The following is a 20,291-nucleotide window of genomic DNA, read 5'->3' on the forward strand; positions in this document are numbered from 1 at the left end:
ACGATGAGGTGTCGACCGTCATTCCCTTGCTTTGCGACAAGTAGTTTGTGGGTCCACGGTGATAGAGTCCGGCCGGTCCAGGTCTAGGGGGGTAGTGCGATGGCGTTGAGCGCTGACGAGAGTGGCCGTTTGGCCGACCTGCTCACCAGTCAGGCCGGACAGATCGTCCAACGGTGGACCGAGGTTCTCGCCGCACAACTTCGGGGCCGACTCAGCCAGGCCGAACTGGTCCGGCATGTGCAGGAACTGCACCGGGCACTGGTGGACGTGCTCGGCAAGGGCGTGGGCGACCTCGCCGCCGAGGAGGCGACCGAGCTGCGGGCCGTGCTCGCCGAGGTCTCCCGTGGGCAGGCCCGGCAGGGCTTCACCGCCACCGAGACCGCAAGCGGCGTGTTCGCCCTCAAGGAGGCCCTGCTGGCGGTCATGGAGACCACGCAGGGCGACGGCACCCTGCGCGACTACGTCGCCTTCTCGGCGCTGGTCGACCAGATGGGCCTGTTCACCTTCGAGACCTTCGTCCGCACCCGCGAGAGCCTGATCGCCGACCAGGCGGAGCAGTTGCTGGAGCTGTCCACCCCGGTGGTCAAGCTCTGGGAGGGCGTGGTGGCGGTGCCGCTGGTCGGCACGCTCGACTCGGCACGCGCCCAGGTGGTGATGGAACGGCTGCTGCAGACCCTGGTCGACACCGGCTCGCCGTACGCGATCATCGACATCACCGGCGTACCGGCGGTGGACACCCAGGTCGCCCAGCACATCCTGAAGACCGTGGTGGCGGCCCGCCTGATGGGTGCCGACTGCATCATCTCCGGCATCCGGCCGCAGATCGCCCAGACCATCGTCGCCCTCGGCATCGAGTTCGGCGACATCGCCACCAAGGCGAGCCTCGCCGACGCGCTGCGGCACGTGCTGCGGCTCACCGGCGTCGAGGCGAACCGACGTCATCCTCGTCGGGAGGTGTGATGGAGCGGGTGCCGATCCTCAAGATCGGCGACATCCTGCTGGTCTCCATCCAGTTGGACATGTCCGATCAGACGGCCGTGGCCCTCCAGGAGGACCTGGCCGAGCGGATCGTCGCCACCGGCTGCCACGGCGTGATCATCGACATCACCGCGCTGGACATCGTCGACTCCTTCGTCGGCCGGATGCTCTCCACCATCGCCTCCATCTCCCGGGTGCTCGACGCCGAGACGGTGGTGGTCGGGATGCGCCCGGCGGTCGCCATCACCCTGGTCGAGCTGGGTCTGTCGCTCAACGGCATCCGGACCGCCCTGAACGTCGAGCGCGGGATGGAACTGATCGCGGCCGACCGCGCCTACGACGACCACGACGACGACTTCCACGACGACGGGCCGGACCCCGAGCCGACGGCGTCGTCATGACCAGCGGCGTCGACCTGGGGCGTCCCCAGGCTCAGACGGTCGGCAGCGACGAGGACGTGGTACGCGTCCGGCAACTGGTGCGTACCGTGGCGGTGGCGGTCAAGCTGTCACTGGTCGACCAGACCAAGGTGGTCACCGCGGCCAGCGAGTTGGCCCGGAACACCCTGGTGTACGGCGGTGGCGGCACGGTCGAGGTGTCCGCCGCCGACAACGGTCGCCGGTCCGGCATCACGATCGTCTTCGCGGACGACGGTCCGGGCATCGCCGACCTGGACCTCGCGTTGACCGACGGCTACACCACCGGTGGCGGCCTCGGTCTCGGCCTCAGCGGCGCCCGGCGGCTGGTGGACGAGTTCGACATACAGACCGCGCCGGGACAGGGCACCCGGATCACGATCACCAAGTGGTCCCGGTGACCGCCGCGCCGGTCTCCGACCGGGGCACCTGGTACCGCGTGGAGAACGGCAGCGCCGGAAGTGCGGTGCGGCGGGCGGCCGAGCGCCTGGGGGACCAACTGGCGCTGTCCGAGGGCCGGATCGCCGACCTGGCCATCGTCGCCGCCGAGTTGACCAGCAATCTGATCAAGCACGCCGACGACGGCGTACTGCTGCTCCGGCCGGTACGCCGCGAACTGGACGCCGGTGTCGAGCTGATCGCCCTGGACTCCGGCCCGGGCATGGCCGACCTGGCCCGCTCCGCGCGGGACGGGCACTCCACCACCGGCACCCTGGGCATCGGTCTCGGCGCGATAGTGCGGCAGGCGAGTTGGTTCGACGCGTACTCCTGGCCCGGTCGGGGCACCGTCATCGCGGTGCGCGTCTTCGACGGCGTGGACACCGACCATTCCTGGGTCGGCGGGCTGACCCGGCCGCTGACCGGTGAGACGGTCAGCGGGGACGGTTGTACCTGGCGGATCGTCGGCGATCGCCGACAGGTGCTGGTCACGGATGGTCTCGGGCACGGCCCGCTGGCCGCGGCGGCCACCGACGCCGCGCTCGCCGCGTTCCGCGCCGCCCCGGCCGCCGCCCCGGCCGAGGTGGTCGCCCACCTGCACCGGTCGCTGTCGCACACCCGTGGCGCCGCGCTCGCGGTCGCCGAGCCGGATCCGGCGGGCGCTGTGCTGCGGTACGCCGGGCTGGGCAACATCGCCGGCGTAATCATCGACGCGGAGAGCCGGCGGCGTGGCCTGGTCTCGCTGCCCGGCATCGCCGGGCACCAGCGGCCCGCGATCCGGCAGTACGACTACCCGTTCGGCCCGGACAGCCTGCTGGTGATGCACTCCGACGGGGTGGTGGACCGCTGGCGGATCGAGGACTATCCCGGCCTCGTCGCGCGGTCGCCGCTGGTGACGGCCGCCACCCTGTTGCGCGACGCCGGGACCCGACGTGACGACGCCGGGGTTCTGGTGGCGAGGTCCTGGTCATGAGCACCGCCGCGCTGATGCAGATGGCGCTGCGGGTCGAACAGGACATCTTCGTGGTCCGCCAGCGGGGCCGTGAGGTGGCCGACGCGCTCGGTCTGGAGCACCAGGACCAGGTCCGGATCGCCACCGCGATCAGTGAGGTCGCCCGGGATCTGTTGCGGGCCGTCGGCGGGGCGGACGTGGTCTTCGCCGTCACCGGCACCGACGACGGCCGCCACCACCTGCGTGTCGACCTCGTCCCGGTGGCTCCGCTGCCGGACGGCCGCTATCAGCCCGAGTCCAGCGCGGTGGCGCGTCTGGTGGACACACTCGGCATCGTTGCCGAGAAGCAAGTTACGGTCGTGAGGATGTCGCGACGGATCCCGGCCACCGCACAGGCGCTCACCTCCGAGCGTCTCGCCGAGTTGCGCGCCGAACTCGCGCAGAGCGCGCCGGGCACCGCCGAGGAGGAACTCGCCACCCAGAATTCGCAGCTCATCGCGGCCCTCGACGAGGTGCGCACCCAGCGCGACGAGTTGGCCCGGCTCAACGAGGAACTGGAACAGACCAACCGTGGCGTGATGGCGCTGTACCACCAGCTCACCGACGAGCTGGAGGCGACGAACACGGGCGTGGTGGCGCTCTACGCGGAGTTGGACGAGAAGTCGGCGCAGTTGCGTGCCGCGAGCGAGTCGAAGACACGGTTCCTGGCGAACGTCAGCCACGAGCTACGCGCCCCGGTCACCGCGATCATCGGGCTGGCCCGGTTGTTGGGTGACTCCGCCTCCGACCCGCTCACCAGCGAACAGGAGCGCCAGGTGGGCCTGATCCGTGGCTCCGCCTCGGATCTGCTGTCCCTCGTCAACGAACTGCTCGACCTGGCCAAGGCGGAGTCCGGCCGGATCGAGCCGGCCATCGTGGACGTGGACCTCAAGGCCCTCTTCGGGCAACTGCGGGGCACCCTGCGGGCGCTGCCCACCGCCGGTGACGTGACGCTGGTGGTGGAGGAACCACCGGCGCCCGCCACGGTGCGGACCGACGAGGTGCTGCTCGCCCAAGTGCTGCGCAACCTGCTGCACAACGGGTTGAAGTTCACCTCCGAGGGCGAGGTACGGCTGCGCGCCGAGCGGCACGACGACGGCTGGCGACTGTCCGTCTCGGACACCGGGCCGGGTATCCCCGCAGAGCTGCACGAGCGGGTGTTCGAGGAGTTCTACCAGGCGCCCGGCCCGACCCGGACCGGCGGCACCGGCCTCGGCCTGCCGTACGCCCGACGGTTGGTGACCCTGCTCGGCGGCACCCTCGACCTGGCCAGCGAGCCCGGCCGGGGCAGCACCTTCACGGTGTCGCTGCCGGCGGACGGAGCCTGACGTGGACGGCGCGGCGACAGTGCTGGTGGTCGACGACAGCCGGACCAAGCGCTACCTGTTGGTGAGTTGGCTGACCCGGGCCGGTTTCACGGTGCTGGAGGCCGAGACCGGCGGCGAGGCGTTGCGCCGGGTCGGGGTGGAACCGGTCGACCTGGTGGTGCTCGACGTCCGGCTGCCGGACATGAGCGGCTTCGAGGTCTGCGAGCAGCTCAAGTCGGCGCATCCGGCGCTACCGGTGATCCACGTGTCCGCACACGCGATCGACACCACCGACCGCACCCAGGGGCTGACCCGGGGCGCGGACGCCTACCTCGCCGAGCCGATCGAGCCCGAGGAACTGATCGCCACCGCCCACGCGGTGCTGCGTTACTACCAGGCGCGGCAACGGGCCGAGCTGCTCGCCGAACGCCTCACCGGGTTGGCCGACACCACCCTGGCGGTGCACTCGGCGCCGAACTTCGCCCGGCTGCTGGAGTCCGCGGCGACGGGTGCCGCCGAGATCTTCAAGAGCCCGGCCGCGGTGGTCGCCGAGACCTTCGACGGTGACTGCCTGGCCGGGGTCTCCAACGGTCCCGGTGCCGAGGGCCGCATCGTGCCCTGGGTGGTCGACGACACCGGCGTGCCGACCGGCACCGTCGTCACCGTGCAGGATCCCGCCGGCTGGGCGCTCGCCGACTGGCCGACCGACGACACGATCACGGTGGCCGCCGCCCGGCTGCGCGAGGACCGCGCGCCGATCTACATCGTGGTCCCCACCGCCACCCAGACCGCCCGTACGCCGGTGCTGGTCCAGCTCGCGCAGGCGGTGGCGTCGGCGGTGGAGGCACAGCGCTCCTTCGACGAGGAACACCGCATCGCGGTGACCCTGCAACGCAGCCTGCTGCCGCGCCGCATCCCCGAGATCGCCGGGCTCGACCTGGCCGTCCGCTACGAGCCGGCCAGCGCCCGGACCGAGGTGGGCGGCGACTTCTACGAGCTGGTGATGCTCGACGGCCACCTGCTGCTGGCCATCGGCGACGTGGCGGGCCACTCGCTGCACGCGGCGACGGTCATGGCCGAGCTGCGGCACGCGGTGCGGGCGTACGCGGTGGAGGGACACCAACCGGGCGAGATCCTGCACCGGGTCAACGAGTTGATGCGGACGCTGCTGCCCAACGAGCTGGCGACCATCTGCCTGCTGCTGCTGGACCCGTCCACCGGGCACGTCCGGCTGGCCAGTGCCGGGCACCTGCCGCCGTTGATCAGTCAGGACGGCAAGGTCGAGTACGTGCAGCACTCCGCGCCACTGCTCGGCGTACGCGCGCCCCGCCCGGCCGACCTGGAGTTCGTCCTGCCGGCCGGCGCGACGATCGTCTTCTACACCGACGGGTTGATCGAACGGCGGGACGTCACCATCGACGACGGGCTGGCCGCCCTGTCGGTCAGTGCGTCCCGGGTCGACGACGACCTGGACCGTTTCTGCGAACGCCTGCTCGTCGAACTCGCCCCGCACGAGATCCAGGACGACGTCGCCGTCGTCGCCCTCCGTCGTCGCTGAACGACGGCGGGCCCCACGGCGGTGCGCGCCGCAGGCCCTCCAGTCGTGGCCGCGTCGGCGTCAGCGGGTCTTGACCAGGAAGGCGTACCCGACCACCGTCGTGCCGTTCCAGTTGTACATCGGGTAGCACGCCTGCGGCCGGGTCCAGGCCGAGGCGTACGTCGGCCGGGCGTCGTTGCACGCCTTCAGCGTCGGGTAGATCGGGCTGGTGTAGTCCGCCCGGGCGAGCGTGGCCAGGTCGAGCACCAGACCGCCGCCGACTGCGGCAGCGGCGACGAGGCTGCGTACGCGAGAGCGGAGCGTCGAGGTCGGGATGCGCGACGGCACGCCGTGGCCTGTTTGCGGCGTGGCCCCGTCGTGCCGAACCGTCAGAGCCGCCAAGATCCACACAACATCCCTGTTGTTGTTGCTTCGAGTGCGCTGCAAGACAGCACTATCCCTGATGTTGTGGTCTCGCGGGTGACTCCGGCTCTCCAGGGACACCCACCGCTGCCGCGCACGAGCCTTCTCCGAACCAGCCAAGCGAAGGCGCACCACCCACGCGTCGGCCGCCCACGCTGTACCTCTACCCCTGCTCGTCGTCGTCCACCGCCGGTACTGGCGGATGTATTCCTCGACGTCTGCGCGTAGCCAGATCTTGCCGACCGACAGGACCTGATACGGCGTCAAACCTCTCTGGTTCTGTGCCGCCTGCGCGCACGGTTGGCCGTGCGCGCAGGCCCGAGCCGAACTGGCGGCCGACTACGGCCTCGGTCGGCTACTCGCGCTGGACATGGCCGACCTGCTCACCGAGGCGACCGCCGACTTGACCCGGCTCCGAGGGCCACCCGAGCCGCTGTACTTCTACGTCCGGTTTCTCGGCTGGGTCCGCAATCCGGCCCAATGACCGCTCCCGTCGCCGAGCCGAGCGACCGAGCCGAGGACACCGGCGTGGGGCCTGGCGTGGATAGCTTGACGGCAGCTATTCGCTGAGTGAATAGTGGGTTCGTGTCCACGTCGCACGTTCTGCTCGGGTTGCTCGCCACCGGCACCATGCACGGGTACGAGCTGAAGCGCGCGTACGACGCGCGGTTGCCGCAGGCCCGCCCGTTGGCGTTCGGGCAGGTCTACGCGACGCTGAATCGGCTGCTCCGGGACGGCCTGGTGGTCCCGGCGGGACAGGAACGCCACGCCGGGCCGGACCGCACCGCCTACGCGCTCACCGACGAGGGGCGGGCGGCACTGGACCAGTGGTTGGGCACCGTCGACCCACCCATGCCGCACGTCAACAGCGCGCTGTTCGCCAAGGTGGTGGTGGCGCTCCTGGACGCCGACGCGGACCGGGCCCGGAGTTACCTCGTCGCGCAGCGGCGGGCCCACAGCGATCGGCTCCGCGAGCTGACCGCGCTCAAGACGGCACCGGAGGCCACCGTCGACGACGTCGTGGCAGCCGACTACGCCATCGCCCATCTCGACGCCGACCTGCGCTGGCTGCGCACCACCCTGGAGCGGGTCGCCGACTGGCACCGGGAGGTGCACTCGTGACGCAACTTCAGGCACGCGCACTGGTTAGGTCGTACGGGCCGACACCCGCGCTTCGCGGCCTCACCCTCGACATCGACGAGGGTGAGATCGTCGCGGTGACCGGGCCGAGTGGCTGCGGCAAGTCCACCCTACTGCACTGCCTGGCGGGCATCCTGCGGCCCGACGCCGGTGAGGTGACCTGGCGCGGACACCGGATCGACACCTGGTCCGAGGCGGCCCGGTCGCGCCTGCGGCGTACCGACTTCGGGGTGTTGTTCCAGTTCGGTCAGCTCGTTGCGGAGCTGACCGCGGCGGAGAACGTCGCGCTTCCGCTGCTGCTCGCCGGCACGGGGCGGCGAGCAGCGCGGACGGCGGCGCTCACCTGGCTGGACCGGCTGGGCGTGGTGGACTACGCCGACGTGCGGCCGGGCGAGATGTCCGGCGGTCAGCAGCAGCGCTGCGCCACCGCTCGGGCCCTGGTCACCGAGCCACGGGTGCTCTTCGCCGACGAGCCGACCGGGGCGTTGGACACGCTCACCGGCGAGCAGGTGCTCACCGCGCTCGTCCGGCTCACCCGGGAGCAGGGCACGGCGGTGGTGTTGGTGACCCACGAGCCCCGGATCGCCGCGTACGCCGATCGCGAGATCGTGATGCGCGACGGCGTGATCGACCACACCGGCCTGGGGTTGGACGCGCCGCTGGCCGAGGGCGCGCGGTGAGACCGGGGACGGCGGTCCGACTGGCCCTGGCCGGCAACCGTACCGACGCCGCCCGGGTGGTCCTGACCGCGCTGAGCGCCACGCTGGCCACGCTCACCGGGCTGGCTGCGTTGACCGTGCTGGCCATCAAGGAGCCGCCCGGCCGCGACTGGGAGCAGTCCCAGCAGTACGCGAACGCGCTGCTACGCGAACCGGGGCTGCGCGGCGGCACCGCGTTCGCCCTGCTGCTGCTGGCCATACCCGTGCTGGCCCTGGCCGGGCAGAGTGCCCGGCTCGGCGCTCCGGCGCGGGACCGCCGCCTGGCCGCCCTGCGTCTGGCCGGTGCGACCCCCGGCCAGGTCACCCGGGTCGCGATGCTGGAGACCGGCCTCGCCGCGCTGGTCGGAGCCCTGGTCGGGCTGGCGGTGTACCTCGGCGGGCGGCACCTGCTGCACCGCCCGGACGCCCACGGTCAGCTCGCCCTGCCCACCGACGTGCTGCCCTCGGTGCCGGCGATCGTGGCGCTGACGCTGGGGCTGCCGGTGCTCGCGGCGGCGGGCACCGCGCTGCTGCTGCGCCGGGTCGGCACCACGCCGTTGGGCGTGTTCCGTCGGGCTGGTCGGACCCGGTCGCCCCGGCCCTGGCCGGCGCTGCTGATCGGCGGTGGGCTGCTGGCGGCCGCGTTTGCCGAGCCGCTGCGAAAGGCGTTCGACGGCGTCCGCGCGGACTGGCTCGCGATCCTGTTCACCCTCGGTCTCTTCGCCGTCGTGATGGGGGTGGTGCTCGGGACCGGATGGCTGTCGTACGCCGCCGGGCGGCTGCTGCACCGCCTCGCCCGAGGACCGGCGACCCTGCTGGCCGCCCGCCGGTTGACCGACGACCCGTGGACCAGCAGCCGGACCTTCGCGGCGCTGCTGGCCAGCGTGCTCATCGGTGCCGGTGCGGCGGGGTTCCGCGCCTACTTCCGGCTTCGGCAGCGGATCGAACAGGAGGTGAACCAGGCGGCCGGATACGGCGGCGCTGTGGGCGACGACCGGTCCTTCTATCTGAACACCATGGACCTGGTCGACCTGGCCGTCCTCGTGGCGGTCGCCATCGCCACGGCGGGCCTGCTGGTCACGCTGGTGGAGGGCATCGTCTCCCGCCGCCGGGCGTACGCCGCGCTGGTGGCCACCGGGGTGCCCCGGGCCACCATCGGCACCTCGATCCTCATCCAGGTGCTGGCGCCGGTGGTGCCCGCCGTGCTGCTCGCGGTCGGCGTCGGGTACGCGATCGGGCGGCTGCTCAACGGCGACGTGATCAGCGGCGGCTACACCCAGGAGGTGTGCCGGGCGAGCACGGAGCTGTGCCAGGACCCGGCCACCCGCCCGCTGCACGTCGAGTACATGGTGATCGAACGCGTGGTCCGCACGCCGGACGTACCGCTCGAACAGCTCGCCCTGGTCGGCGGCGGCGCGCTGCTCGCGGTGCTGGTCACGGTCGGGCTGGGGCTGTTGTTCCTGCGGGCCAGCACGGCGATGGAGGAACTGCGCACCACCTGAGACGGCGTCCACCATGGCCCAGGGCAGGCGCGCCCTGGGCCATGCGCGTCCGGTGGCCGGATGACGGGACGGTCAGGTGCGGCCGAGCCGGTCCAGGGTCCAGGCGTTCACGAACGCCTCCTCCCGCCAGGCGTCGTAGCGCCCGCTGGGCCCACCGTGGCCCGCCTCCATCTCGGTCTTGAGCAGGTATTCGCCCTGCGGCGCGACGGCCCGCAGCCGGGCGATCCACTTGGCCGGCTCGTGATAGAGCACCCGGGTGTCGTTGAGGCTGGTCATCGCCAGGATCGCCGGGTAGTCGCGGTCGGCCACGTTCTCGTACGGGGTGTACGACTTCATGTAGGCGTACACCTCCGGGTCGGCGAGCGGGTTGCCCCACTCCTCCCACTCGGTGACGGTCAGCGGCAGCGACGGGTCGAGGATCGTGCTGAGCGCGTCCACGAACGGCACCTGCGCGACGATCGCGGTGAACGCGTCCGGCGCGAGGTTGGCCACCGCGCCCATCAGCAGCCCGCCTGCCGAGCCGCCCCGGGCCAGCAGCCGGTCCGACGACGTCCAGCCCGCCTTGGCCAGGTGCCGGGCACAGGCCACGAAATCGGTGAAGGTGTTCTTCTTGGACAGCAGCTTGCCCTGCTCGTACCAGCTCCGGCCCAGCTCGCCGCCGCCCCGGATGTGCGCGACCGCGAAGATCACGCCACGGTCCAGCAGGGACAGCCGGCCGACCGAGAACCAGGGGTCCATGCTGGCCTCGTACGAGCCGTACCCGTAGATGACGCACGGCGCGGAACCGTCGCGGGGGGTGTCCCGGCGGCAGACCAGCGAGATCGGCACCTTGGTGCCGTCGTCGGCCAGCGCCCAGTCCCGGTGCTGCTCGTAGTCCTCCGGCCGGTACTCCCGGCCGTCCGGCCCGGGCAGCACCGGCCGCCGCCGCAGCAGCGTCATCTCGCGGGTCACCAGGTCGTAGTCGTACACCGAGTCCGGGATGACCAGCGAGGTGTAGCGCAGCCGTACCCGCCCGGTGCGGTACTCCGGGTTCGAGTCCAGCCCGACGGTGTGCAGCGGCTCCGGGAACTCGATGTCGTGCCCGTCGCCGCCGCCGACCGGCAGCACCCGCAACCCGGTGAGCCCGTTGGCGCGCAGCGTGACGACCAGGTGGTCGGCGAAGGCGTCGACCGACTCCAGCCGGGTGCCGGGGGAGTGCGGGATCAGCGGCACCCAGTCGCCCGGCGCGTCGGCCGAGGTGTACGCCAGCGCGAAGTCCTCCGCGCCGTCGTTGTGCAGGATCAGGAACCGGTGCCCGTGGTGCTCCACCGAGTACTCGACGCCCTGCCGGCGGGGGGCGATCACGGCCGGCTCGCCGGTGGGGTTGCCGGCCGGGATGACGCGTACCTCGCTGGTGATCTTGCTGGCGATGTCGATCAGGATGAACCGCTCCGAGCGGGTCAGCTCGACCCCGACCCAGAACCGCTCGTCGTCCTCGGAGTGCACCACCACGTCGTCGGCGGCGGCGGTGCCGAGCACGTGCCGCCAGACCCGGTGCGGACGCCAGGCGTCGTCCACGGTCACGTAGAACAGCACCGAGGCGTCGGCCGCCCAGGCGGTGCCGTAGAACGTGTCCGGGATCTCGTCGGGCAACAGCTCGCCGGTGGTGAGGTCCTTGATCCGGAGGGTGAAGCGTTCCTTGCCGGAGAAGTCGGTCGAGAAGGCCAGGAAACGGCCGTCCGGGCTGACGTCGAAGGCGCCGAGGGAGAAGAAGTCGTGCCCCTCGGCGAGCAGGTTGCCGTCGAGCAGCACCTCCTCGCCGTCCAGCGGCGCGCCGTCCGGGCTGATCGGCGGCGTGGTCTCGCCGTCGCGGACCGGTCGACGGCAGTGCACGCCGTACTGCTTACCCTCGACCGTCCGGGAGTAGTACCAGTGCCCACCCTTGCGGGTCGGCACCGACAGGTCGGTCTCCTGGGTACGCCGGCGGATCTCCTCGAACAGCTCCGTGCGCAGCGCGGACAGGTGCGCCGTACGCGTCTCGGTCCAGGTGTTCTCGGCCTTGAGGTACTCGATCGTCTCAGGATCGTCCTTGGTGGCCAGCCAGGCGTACTCGTCGACGACGGTGTCGCCGTGGTGGACGCGGTCGCTCGGCACCTGCCTGGCTACGGGGACGGGGGTCTCGGTGGTCACGGCGCCACGTTACCGGCAGGCCGGGCGTCTCGGGCGGCGCAAATCCCCACTTCGCCGTTCGAACACATGTACGATCGCAGCCATGGTGCCAGCGCGTTCCACCGGCGGGTCCGGTGCCCTCGACATCGCCCGTCGCCTTACCGACATCTGCGGCTCCCGCTTCGCCCGGTTCGCCGGTCCGGCCGACGAGGTGGCCGGGCGGCCCGCCCGCTGGGTGGCGGTGCCCGGCGGTGCCCACGCGGCGGCCGAGGTGCTGCGGCTCGCCGCGCGGCACGATCTGACGGTGGTGGCGCGCGGTGCCGGCACCAAGATCGACTGGGGTGCCGCGCCGGAACGGGTCGACATCATGCTCGACACCGGTCGCCTCGCCGGCATCGGTCACCAGCCGTCCGGTCGGGACACCGCCGAGGTCGGCGCCGGCACGCCGCTGCGCGCGGTGCAGGCCAGTCTGGAACGCACCGGTCAGCGGCTCGCCCTGGACGCCCCCTCACCCGGTGCCACGGTCGGCGGGGTGCTCGCCGCGGACGAGGCCGGTCCGCTGCGACACCGACACGGCACCGCCTGCGACCAGCTCGTCGGTCTGCGTTACCTGGCCGCCGACGGCGAGTTGGCCGAGGCCGGTGGCGGGGCGGCCGGGCTGGCCCAGGCCCGGCTGCTGTGCGGGTCGGAGGGCGCGCTCGGCGTCCTGGTCAGCGCCACCCTGCGGGTGCAACCCCTGCCGGCCAGCCGGGTCTGGGTGACCCGCCCGGTGTGGACGCCGCTGGAGGTGCACGACCTGGTCCGGGCGGTGCTCACCGCCCGGCTCGACCCGGCTGCCATCGAGGTGGACCTGCCGGCCGGCACGGGACCCCGGCCGAGGGACCCCCGGGCCGAGGCGATGGCGCGCCATCCGTCCATGACGGGGCGCACGTCGACCGGCCCGGCGGGGGCCGGCTCGCTGGTGGTGCTGCTCGAAGGAGGGCCGTCCGACGTGGCGGAACGCGCCGACCGGCTCCGGTCGATGCTCGGCTCCCGCGCCACCGTCGCCCGGTCCGCGCCGTCCTGGTGGCGCAGCTACCCGTTCGCACCCGGCGACACCGCGCTGCGGCTGGAGGTGCCGATCAGCGACCTGCACGCCGCCGTCTACGCGTTGCGGGACGCGGCCGGCTCACCGGTGCCGGTCCGTGGCTCCGCCGGCCTGGGCGTGGTGCACGCCGCCCTGCCCGGCACGATGGCTCCCGACCGGGTGGCGTCGATCCTGGTCGCGGTGCGCAGCGTCCTGCTCGCCCGACGGGGCCGCTGCCTGGTCCTCTCCGCGCCGCCCGCCGTCCGGCGGGCCGTCGACCTGTGGGGCGAGCTGACCGGCGTGGCCCGGTTGCGGGCGGTCAAGCAGCATCTCGACCCCGGCCACCGGCTGGCCCCCGGCCGTCTCCCCGGCGGCCTCTGAACCCCGTCGACCGGACGGCGTCGTCGCGCAGCCCGGTTGCTCAGAGAGCTTGGCCGGGTCAGACGGCGTCGTTGCGCAGGACCAGGATGGCGATGTCGTCCCGGGGTGCCTCGACCGAGAAGTTGATCGCGGTGGCGCGCAGCCGGGCCGCCACCACGTCCGCCGAGTAGCCGGCGAGCGGCGCGGCGGCGTCCCGGAGCCGACCGGTGCCGAACAGCTCCCGGCCCCGGCGTCGCTCGGTCACCCCGTCGGTGTAGAAGACCAGGCAGTCGCCCGGGTCGAGGGCGATGTCCAGGGTCGGCGAGGTGATCGCGTCGAGCAGGCCGAGCGCGGTGCCGCCGGTGCCGACGAACGTGGCCGGGCCACCCGCCGCGCGGACCAGCACCGGTCGGTCGTGACCGGCGAGGTGCAGCCCCACGTCGAGCTGCCCGTTCTCGCCCGGCCCGACCGCCGCCAGCGCCAGCGTGCAGTAGCGCCCGGCACCCCGCTCGACGAGCGTCTCGTTGAGCCGGGACAGCACCTCGGGCAGCGGCTTGCCGTCCCCGGCCAGCACCCGGATCACGTCCCGGACCAGTCCGGTCACCGCAGCGGCCTGCACACCCTTGCCGGAGACGTCACCGATCACCACCAGCCAGCGGCCGTCCGGCAACGGCACCACGTCGTAGAAGTCGCCGCCGACCTCGGCGTCGTCGCCGGTCGGCACGTACTCGGCGGCGAAGCCGATGCCCTCCACCACCGGCAGCACCGGCGGCAACAGGGACTGTTGCAACGTCTGGGCCACCCGGCGACGTTCGGCGTGGATACGGGCGTTCTCGATCGCCAGGGCGGCACGCCGGGCCACGTCCTCCAGCACGGCGATCTCGTCCGGATCGTGCCGGTGCCGCTGGTGTCGGCCGACGGCCAGCGTGCCGAGGCGCTGACCTCGGGCGATCAGCGGCACGGCGAAGCCCTCCATCGGCGCGCCCAGCGGTGTCTGGGTGCCGTTGCGGCTCGCCTCACGTAGCCGGGCCTGGACCGAGTCCGGTCCCGCCTCGCGCAGCGTGGCGTGCAACTGCGGCAGCATCGACTCGTCGGCGTGACTGGCCGCGGCCAGCTTGAGCCGACCCCACTCGTCGGTGGTGTGCACCGCACACCACTGGCCGAGCCGGGGCACCACGAGCTGCGGGACGAGCGCCATGGTCAGCTCCACGTCCAGGGACTGGGCGAGCAGCTCACTGGCCTCGGCGAGGAAGGTCAGCCACGCCTGCCGCCGGACGTCGGCGCGGCGTAACCGGTCGTTCTCCAGGTGCAGCGACAGCCGCTCGGCGGTCAGCAGGGCCAACGGCCGGGCGTACGCGGTGGGAGCGGCGTCGAGTTCCAGCTCACCGGCGTACGGGCGGTGCACCGCCAGCGGCACGCGGAGCAGGTCGTTGCCGGGGCGGGGCTGCCGGCCGTACCGGGCGATCACCTGCGGGCCGTGCCCGTCACCCCGGTCCAGGCGCACCATCCCGCCGGCCGCGCCGACCATCTCCGCCACCCGGGTGAGCAGGCTGGTGGCGAAGTCCGGCAGCGGATCGTCCGCGTACGGGTCGGGGGTGGGCTGCATCAGGGCGCTCATCGCCCCGGCGCTCGGCACCGAGGTGTGCGGGCCGTCCGAACGGTCGGTCGGCGGGGCGAAGTCGGTCGGGCCGGCGGGCGCCGCAGTGTCGCGCGGTGGCCCGTCGCGCTCCAACCGGAACCACACGCCCTTGCCGCTGGGCAGGTAGGTGGTGCCCCAGCGGCTCGCGAAGTGGTCGACCAGCAGCAGGCCCCGCCCGCGCTCGGCGACCTCGGTGATGTCGGTCGCCACGTTCCGGACGCCGACGGTCAGCTCGTCGACCGGCCCGGAGGCGAAGTCCGACACGGTCACGGTCAACCCGGACGAGTCGGCGCTGACCTCGATGTCGAGTTCGGTGCGGGCGTGCTCGACCGCGTTGGTGGACAACTCCGTGGTGAGCAGGAGTGCCTCGTTGAGAAGTTCGTCCAGGTTCGCCTCGGTCAGTACAGACCGGACGACGGCCCGCGCGGCGGCCGGGGTACGCCGGTCGGCGGGCAGCCGAACCCGGCGGACGTGCTCCTCCGAGACCCCGTCCGTCGTTGGCCCCACCGCCGCTGACACCCTCGTATCGTGCCCCGACACCGGTCGCGTGCCAAGCTGATCACGGGTCGGGTCCGGAATACGGACGGCGGTGCGCCGTGGCGGTTTCGAGGTCACGGGGACAATGATGGGGTGGCCGGCGCGAGCCGGTGTACCCCGATCCGAGTGCGAGGAATGATGACCACGGCGAAACAGTCGGCGATCGCGGACACCTCCGCCGCCGACCACGAGGCGGTCCTCACCGAGCTGGCCGAGGCGCTGCGGCGGGTCCGCGGCGGCGATCTGAAGGTCAGGCTGCCCCGGCGGTCGGGGGCGGCCGGCGAGGTGGCCGACGCCTTCAACGACGTGGTGTCGCTCCAGGAGCGGCAGCATCTGGACCTGCGCCGGATCAGCCGGGTCGTGGGTCGCGACGGTCGGCTGACCGAACGCCTGGACGAGGAGGGGCTGGACGGCTCCTGGGCGGAGGGCCAACGCGCGGTCAACTCGTTGATCGACGACCTGGGGCGGCCCACCACCGAGATCGCCCGGGTCATCGTGGCGGTCGCCGACGGTGACCTCTCCCAGCACATGGCGCTGGAGATCGACGGTCGCCCGCTGCGCGGCGAGTACCTGCGCATCGGCCGCACGGTCAACACCATGGTCGACCAGCTCTCGTCCTTCTCCAATGAGGTCACCCGGGTGGCCCGTGAGGTGGGCACCGAGGGCAAGCTCGGCGGCCAGGCCGACGTACGCGGGGTGGCCGGCACCTGGAAGGACCTCACCGACTCGGTGAACACCATGGCCTCGAACCTGACCGGCCAGGTGCGGTCGATCTCGCAGGTGGCGACGGCGGTGGCCAAGGGTGACCTGTCGCAGAAGATCACGGTCAGCGCGCGCGGCGAGGTGGCGGCGCTGGCCGACACGATGAACTCGCTGACCGACACGCTGCGCCTCTTCGCCGAGCAGGTGACCCGGGTGGCCCGTGAGGTGGGCACCGAGGGCAAGCTGGGCGGTCAGGCGGAGGTGCCCGGCGTGGCCGGCACCTGGAAGGACCTGACCGACAGCGTCAACTCGATGGCGTCGAACCTGACCGCCCAGGTCCGCAACATCGCCCAGGTCTCCACGGCGGTGGCCCGGGGCGACCTGTCGCAGAAGATCACCGTGGCCGCCCAGGGTGAGATCCTGGAACTCAAGGACACCGTCAACACGATGGTGGACCAGCTCTCGTCGTTCGCCGACGAGGTGACCCGGGTGGCCCGTGAGGTGGGTACCGAGGGCAAGCTCGGCGGCCAGGCCCAGGTACGCGGTGTCTCCGGCACCTGGCGGGACCTGACCGAGAACGTCAACCAGCTCGCCGGCAACCTCACCAGCCAGGTCCGCAACATCTCGCAGGTGTCCACGGCGGTGGCCAAGGGTGACCTGTCGCAGAAGATCACCGTCGATGCCCGGGGCGAGATCCTGGAGTTGAAGTCGACGGTCAACACGATGGTGGATCAGCTCTCGTCGTTCGCCGACGAGGTGACCCGGGTGGCCCGTGAGGTGGGTACGGAGGGCAAGCTCGGTGGTCAGGCCGAGGTGAAGGGCGTTTCGGGTACGTGGCGTGACCTGACGGACAACGTGAACTCGATGGCGTCGAACCTGACCGGTCAGGTGCGGAACATCGCGTCGGTGACGACGGCGGTGGCCAAGGGCGATCTGTCGCAGAAGATCACGGTGGATGCCCGGGGTGAGATCCTGGAGTTGAAGTCGACCGTGAACACGATGGTCGACCAGCTCTCGTCGTTCGCCGACGAGGTGACCCGGGTGGCCCGTGAGGTGGGTACCGAGGGCAAGCTCGGCGGTCAGGCACAGGTCAAGGGCGTCGCCGGCACCTGGCGTGACCTGACCGACAACGTGAACTCGATGGCGTCGAACCTGACCGCCCAGGTCCGCAACATCGCCCAGGTCTCCACCGCCGTGGCCAAGGGTGACCTGTCGCAGAAGATCACCGTCGACGCCCGGGGCGAGATCCTGGAGTTGAAGTCGACGGTCAACACGATGGTCGACCAGCTCTCGTCGTTCGCCGACGAGGTCACGCGGGTGGCCCGTGAGGTGGGTACGGAGGGCAAGCTCGGCGGTCAGGCCGAGGTGAAGGGCGTTTCGGGTACGTGGCGTGACCTGACGGACAACGTGAACTCGATGGCGTCGAACCTGACCGGTCAGGTGCGGAACATCGCGTCGGTGACGACGGCGGTGGCCAAGGGTGACCTGTCGCAGAAGATCACCGTGGACGCGCAGGGCGAGATCCTGGAGTTGAAGTCGACGGTCAACACGATGGTCGACCAGCTCTCGTCGTTCGCCGACGAGGTGACCCGGGTGGCCCGTGAGGTCGGCAGCGAGGGCAAGCTCGGCGGTCAGGCACAGGTCAAGGGGGTCTCCGGCACCTGGCGGGACCTGACCGAGAACGTCAACCAGCTTGCCTCGACGCTGACCACCCAGCTCCGGGCCATCGCCCGGGTCTCCACCTCGGTGACCCGTGGCGACCTGACCCGACGGATCACGGTCGAGGCGCAGGGCGAGGTCGCCGAGCTCAAGGACAACATCAACCAGATGATCGTCACCCTGCGGGAGACCACCCACAAGAACGCGGAGCAGGGCTGGCTCGACTCCAACCTGGCCCGCATCGGTGGTCTGTTGCAGGGGCAGCGCGACCTCGGCGAGGTCTGCCGCATGATCATGCAGGAGGTGACGCCGCTGGTCGACGCGCAGCTCGGGGCGTTCTTCCTGGCGGACAACTCCGAGGGGGTGATGCGGCTGCGGCTGACCGCCTCGTACGGCTACGTGTCCCGGGGACACGACGTCACCTTCGGTCCGGGTGAGGGACTCGTCGGTCAGGCGGCGATCTCCCGGCGCACGATCCGGGTCGGCGCGGTGCCGGACGGTCGCATCACGCTCCGCTCCGGTCTGGCCGACACCCCGCCGGCCGACCTGGTCGTGCTGCCCGTCCTCTTCGAGGGCGAACTGCTCGGCGTGATCGAGTTCGCCACCGTGACCCCCTTCTCCGAACTGCACCTGGCGTTCCTGGAGCGGCTGGTCGCCACCATCGGCATCGCGGTCAACACCATCCAGGCGAACCGGCGTACCGAGGAGTTGCTGGCCCAGTCCCAGCGGCTGGCCCACGAGTTGCAGGAGCAGTCGGCGGAGTTGCAGCGCACCAACGCCGAGTTGGAGGAGAAGGCCACGCTGCTGTCGGAGCAGAAGGGCAACATCGAGACCAAGAACCGGGAGATCGAACTCGCCCGGCTCGGCCTGGAGGAGAAGGCGCAGCAGCTCACCCGGGCGTCGGCGTACAAGTCGGAGTTCCTGGCGAACATGAGCCACGAGCTGCGTACGCCGCTGAACTCGCTGCTGCTGCTGGCCCGGCTGCTCGCCGAGAACTCCGAGCAGAACCTCAGCCCGAAGCAGATCGAGTTCGCCCGGACCATCCACGGCGCGGGTTCCGACCTGCTCTCTCTGATCGACGACATCCTCGACCTGTCCAAGATCGAGGCGGGTCGGATGGACGTCGAGCCGACCGAGATCCGGTTCGCGGAGATCCGCAACTACGTGGAGCAGGCGTTCGCGCCGCAGGCCGACGAGAAGGGCCTGGACTTCCAGGTACGCGTCGGTAAGGACCTGCCGGCGGCGGTGGTCACCGACGCCCAGCGGCTCCAGCAGATCCTGCGCAACCTGCTGTCGAACGCGGTCAAGTTCACCGACAACGGGGCGGTGACGCTGCGCATCTCGCGTGCCCCGGAGCACGCGGTGTTCGACGTACCGGCGCTGACCAACGCCCGGCAGGTGCTCGCCTTCACGGTGATCGACACCGGCATCGGCATCTCCGACGACAAGCTGTCGCTCATCTTCGAGGCGTTCCAGCAGGCGGACGGCACCACCAGCCGCCGCTACGGCGGCACCGGCCTGGGGCTGTCGATCAGCCGGGACCTGGCCCGTCTGATCGGCGGCACGATCACCGTCACCTCGGCACCGGGTCAGGGCTCGACGTTCACGCTGTACCTGCCCGACGTGCTGGCGCCGGACGCGGTCGTGGCACCGTCGCCACCGTCGCCCCAGCGGGCCGGCCTGCCGTCGTCGCTGCTGATGCCGCCGGTGGAACTGCTGCCGCAGCGGCCGGAGGCCCCCAGGACCCGTCAGCTCGACGGTGCCACCGTGCTGATCGTCGACGACGACGTGCGTAACGTCTTCGCCCTGACCAGCGCGCTCGAACTGCACGGCATGACCGTGCTGTACGCCGACAACGGCACCGACGGGGTACGCCTGTTGGCGGAACACCCGGAGGTGGACATCGTCCTGATGGACGCGATGATGCCCGACCAGGACGGGTACGAGACGACCCGACAGATCCGCCGGAACCACCGTTTCGTGGACCTGCCGATCGTCTTCCTGACCGCCAAGGCGATGCCCGGTGACCGGGAGTCGGCGATCGCGGCCGGGGCCAGCGACTACATCACCAAGCCGGTCGACCTGGACGAGCTGATCGAACTGATGACCAGCTCGATCAGTGGCAGCCGTACCGAGGAGGGCTCGTGACGCAGGTGGCGAAGGCGCTGCTGGTCGATGACCGCCGGGAGAACCTGATGGCCCTGGAGGCGATCCTCCAGGGACTGCCGGTGCAGACGGTCGCGGTGGAGAGCGGCGAGGCGGCGCTGAAGCAACTGTTGGTGGACGACTTCGCGGTGATCCTGCTGGACGCCCAGATGCCGGACATGGACGGCTTCGAGACGGCCAGTCACATCAAGCGGCGGGAACGGACCCGGCACGTACCGATCATCTTCCTGACCGCCGCGGACCGGGACGCCCAACTGGCGCTGCGCGGCTACGCGGTCGGCGCGGTGGACTACCTGACCAAGCCCTTCGACCCCTGGGTGCTGCGGGCCAAGGTCTCGGTCTTCGTGGAGCTGTGGACGAAGACCCGGCAGTTGGCCGCGCAGTCCGAGATGGTGCGGGAGCGCGACGCCCAGTGGCGACTGCTGACCGACGCGGTGGACGAGGCGAGCACGCTGCTCCGGGCCGCCGACAAGGACGCGGACGCGGTGGCCCGCGCCGTGGCCGTCCTGGAACAGGCCCGCTGGGGCACCACCTCCTGACGTCGCGCCCCCCGGTCACCCCGCCGATCGTGACGTCGCCGGGGC

General features: G+C 71.5%; 15 protein-coding genes. 12 read left to right on the forward strand and 3 right to left on the reverse strand.

The features are described from left to right. Positions 1–99 precede the first annotated feature (99 nt). From ACQVFL_RS00810 to ACQVFL_RS00835, 6 genes are read left to right on the forward strand one after another with little or no spacing between them, the layout of a single operon-like run. A complete protein-coding gene (locus ACQVFL_RS00810) occupies positions 100–960 on the forward strand; it encodes an STAS domain-containing protein (protein ID WP_396692034.1) in 861 nt (286 codons plus the stop codon). After that, complete coding sequence (locus tag ACQVFL_RS00815) at positions 960–1,379, forward strand: STAS domain-containing protein (RefSeq protein WP_396692035.1); 420 nt, start codon at positions 960–962, stop codon at positions 1,377–1,379. Before ACQVFL_RS00810 ends, ACQVFL_RS00815 begins: the two co-directional genes overlap by 1 nt. Then, positions 1,376–1,795, forward strand: a complete 420-nt coding sequence (locus tag ACQVFL_RS00820) for an ATP-binding protein (protein WP_396692036.1) — start codon at positions 1,376–1,378, stop codon at positions 1,793–1,795. Before ACQVFL_RS00815 ends, ACQVFL_RS00820 begins: the two co-directional genes overlap by 4 nt. Further along, positions 1,783–2,805 (forward strand): SpoIIE family protein phosphatase, encoded by a 1,023-nt coding sequence (locus tag ACQVFL_RS00825; protein ID WP_431728351.1) that lies wholly within the window; start codon positions 1,783–1,785, stop codon positions 2,803–2,805. The genes ACQVFL_RS00820 and ACQVFL_RS00825 overlap by 13 nt, the downstream gene beginning before the upstream one ends. Next, the gene (locus tag ACQVFL_RS00830) at positions 2,802–4,151 is read left to right on the forward strand and encodes an ATP-binding protein (protein ID WP_396692038.1); all 1,350 of its coding nucleotides are present in this window, start codon (positions 2,802–2,804) and stop codon (positions 4,149–4,151) included. Before ACQVFL_RS00825 ends, ACQVFL_RS00830 begins: the two co-directional genes overlap by 4 nt. A 1-nt stretch (position 4,152) precedes the next feature. Further along, positions 4,153–5,688: a SpoIIE family protein phosphatase gene (locus ACQVFL_RS00835; protein ID WP_396692039.1), complete on the forward strand. Its 1,536-nt coding sequence runs from the start codon at positions 4,153–4,155 to the stop codon at positions 5,686–5,688. A gap of 60 nt (positions 5,689–5,748) precedes the next feature. On the opposite strand, the gene ACQVFL_RS00840 is transcribed toward ACQVFL_RS00835, so the two are convergent. After that, positions 5,749–6,015: a hypothetical protein gene (locus tag ACQVFL_RS00840; protein WP_396692040.1), complete on the reverse strand. Its 267-nt coding sequence runs from the start codon at positions 6,013–6,015 to the stop codon at positions 5,749–5,751. Between the two features lie 660 nt (positions 6,016–6,675). On the opposite strand from ACQVFL_RS00840, the gene ACQVFL_RS00845 reads away from it, so the two are divergent. Genes ACQVFL_RS00845 through ACQVFL_RS00855 form a run of 3 tightly spaced genes read left to right on the forward strand, consistent with a single transcriptional unit; the run spans position 6,676 to position 9,430 of the window. Then, positions 6,676–7,212, forward strand: coding sequence for a PadR family transcriptional regulator (locus tag ACQVFL_RS00845; protein ID WP_396692041.1), 537 nt, complete (start codon positions 6,676–6,678; stop codon positions 7,210–7,212). Further along, positions 7,209–7,910, forward strand: coding sequence for an ABC transporter ATP-binding protein (locus tag ACQVFL_RS00850; RefSeq protein WP_431728352.1), 702 nt, complete (start codon positions 7,209–7,211; stop codon positions 7,908–7,910). The genes ACQVFL_RS00845 and ACQVFL_RS00850 overlap by 4 nt, the downstream gene beginning before the upstream one ends. Beyond that, on the forward strand, positions 7,907–9,430 hold the full coding sequence (locus ACQVFL_RS00855; protein ID WP_431728353.1) for an FtsX-like permease family protein: 1,524 nt from the start codon (positions 7,907–7,909) through the stop codon (positions 9,428–9,430). The genes ACQVFL_RS00850 and ACQVFL_RS00855 overlap by 4 nt, the downstream gene beginning before the upstream one ends. A gap of 72 nt (positions 9,431–9,502) precedes the next feature. On the opposite strand, the gene ACQVFL_RS00860 is transcribed toward ACQVFL_RS00855, so the two are convergent. Then, positions 9,503–11,599: a S9 family peptidase gene (locus tag ACQVFL_RS00860; protein WP_431728354.1), complete on the reverse strand. Its 2,097-nt coding sequence runs from the start codon at positions 11,597–11,599 to the stop codon at positions 9,503–9,505. A gap of 82 nt (positions 11,600–11,681) precedes the next feature. Here ACQVFL_RS00860 and ACQVFL_RS00865 point away from each other — a divergent pair, with 82 nt between their 5' ends. After that, positions 11,682–13,025 (forward strand): FAD-binding oxidoreductase, encoded by a 1,344-nt coding sequence (locus tag ACQVFL_RS00865; protein ID WP_396692045.1) that lies wholly within the window; start codon positions 11,682–11,684, stop codon positions 13,023–13,025. 58 nt (positions 13,026–13,083) lie between these two features. Here the strand turns inward: ACQVFL_RS00865 and ACQVFL_RS00870 are convergent, their stop codons facing one another. Then, complete coding sequence (locus tag ACQVFL_RS00870; protein WP_431728355.1) at positions 13,084–15,162, reverse strand: SpoIIE family protein phosphatase; 2,079 nt, start codon at positions 15,160–15,162, stop codon at positions 13,084–13,086. A gap of 156 nt (positions 15,163–15,318) precedes the next feature. Between ACQVFL_RS00870 and ACQVFL_RS00875 the strand changes: the two genes are divergently transcribed. Beyond that, entirely contained in the window at positions 15,319–19,689 is a 4,371-nt protein-coding gene (locus ACQVFL_RS00875) for a HAMP domain-containing protein (protein WP_431729926.1), read from the forward strand. Beyond that, positions 19,686–20,246 (forward strand): two-component system response regulator, encoded by a 561-nt coding sequence (locus tag ACQVFL_RS00880; RefSeq protein ID WP_396692048.1) that lies wholly within the window; start codon positions 19,686–19,688, stop codon positions 20,244–20,246. Before ACQVFL_RS00875 ends, ACQVFL_RS00880 begins: the two co-directional genes overlap by 4 nt. Positions 20,247–20,291 lie beyond the last annotated feature (45 nt).

This window comes from Verrucosispora sp. TAA-831 (genome assembly GCF_050780145.1).
Taxonomy (GTDB): domain Bacteria; phylum Actinomycetota; class Actinomycetes; order Mycobacteriales; family Micromonosporaceae; genus Micromonospora.

What these genes read in the sequence shown, in the direction of transcription:
- ACQVFL_RS00875 (WP_431729926.1), top strand. Translation starts at nt 15,319, where the DNA reads ATGACCACGGCGAAACAGTCGGCGATCGCGGACACCTCCGCCGCCGAC.
- ACQVFL_RS00810 (WP_396692034.1), top strand. Translation starts at nt 100, where the DNA reads ATGGCGTTGAGCGCTGACGAGAGTGGCCGTTTGGCCGACCTGCTCACC.
- ACQVFL_RS00820 (WP_396692036.1), top strand. Translation starts at nt 1,376, where the DNA reads ATGACCAGCGGCGTCGACCTGGGGCGTCCCCAGGCTCAGACGGTCGGC.
- ACQVFL_RS00830 (WP_396692038.1), top strand. Translation starts at nt 2,802, where the DNA reads ATGAGCACCGCCGCGCTGATGCAGATGGCGCTGCGGGTCGAACAGGAC.
- ACQVFL_RS00815 (WP_396692035.1), top strand. Translation starts at nt 960, where the DNA reads ATGGAGCGGGTGCCGATCCTCAAGATCGGCGACATCCTGCTGGTCTCC.
- ACQVFL_RS00865 (WP_396692045.1), top strand. Translation starts at nt 11,682, where the DNA reads ATGGTGCCAGCGCGTTCCACCGGCGGGTCCGGTGCCCTCGACATCGCC.